Raw genomic sequence first — 1,033 nt, forward strand, 5'->3', positions numbered from 1 at the left:
GGTCGATCTCGGCTCGCTGGTACTGCTGATGAGCATATTCGGCTGGAAGGTGGCTGTTGTCTACGTTGTGGTCGGGCTCATCATTGCAATTGTCGGCGGTACCTTGATTGAAAAATGTCGGCTGGAAAATCAGGTGGAGGAGTTCATTCGCGGCGGGCATCATTTGGATATGCCGCAGGAAGAGCTTCGCTTCAAGGATCGCATGAGGTACGCATGGGAGCAGGTGGTTTCCACCGCAAAGAAGGTCGCGCCCTATGTGCTGATAGGCGTTGGCATCGGTGCGCTGATTCACAATTGGATTCCCGAAGAATTCATTGTGAAGGTGCTTGGCGACCATAACCCCTTTGGTGTGATCCTTGCGACCCTTGCGGGTGTACCCATGTACGCTGACATCTTCGGCACCATCCCCATTGCCGAGGCACTGTTGGCCAAGGGCGCATTGCTGGGCGTTGTGCTATCCTTCATGATGGCCGTAACTACGCTGTCTTTGCCCTCCATCATCATGCTGAGAAAGGCTGTTAAGCCCAAGCTGCTTGGAATCTTTGTTGCCATCTGCACGGTAGGGATCATCCTTGTAGGCTACTTCTTCAATGCCTTCCAATACCTGCTGGTGTAATCAACAGCAAAAGCGGCAGCATATAGGCTGTCAGAAATGAGGGTTTCTTATGGCTCAAAGCTGGTATCCAGTCGTTGATATCCTATCCTGCATTGAATGCGGAACCTGCACCAATTTTTGCCCGCATGGGGTTTATGACAAGGCAACAGCACCTGTCCCGGTAGTCATCCATCCGAATGGCTGCGTAGATCATTGCCACGGCTGTGGCAATCTATGCACGGTCGGAGCCATCCGCTACGTTAACGACGATACGGGCTGGATCGCCCCTGCCCTTGAGGGAAAGGCAGACGATGCCTCACTCGGATGCGGGTGCGGTTGCGGATGCGCCTGCGGAGGAAACTGCAATGGATAAAAAACACAATTTACTGCTAAAGATAATGGTTCCCGTGCTCATCGTTATCGCCTTGGGAGCAATAT

At 52.8% G+C, this 1,033-nt stretch carries 1 protein-coding gene; it reads left to right on the top strand.

Annotated elements, in window-relative coordinates; all coding sequences use genetic code 11:
• A partial coding sequence (locus RRY12_13275; protein MEG2185646.1) for a permease occupies positions 1-616 on the top strand: 616 nt, incomplete at its 5' end.
• Between the last annotated feature and the right edge of the window lie 417 nt (positions 617-1,033).

Source organism: Cloacibacillus sp. (assembly GCA_036655895.1).
Classification (GTDB): Bacteria; Synergistota; Synergistia; order Synergistales; family Synergistaceae; genus JAVVPF01.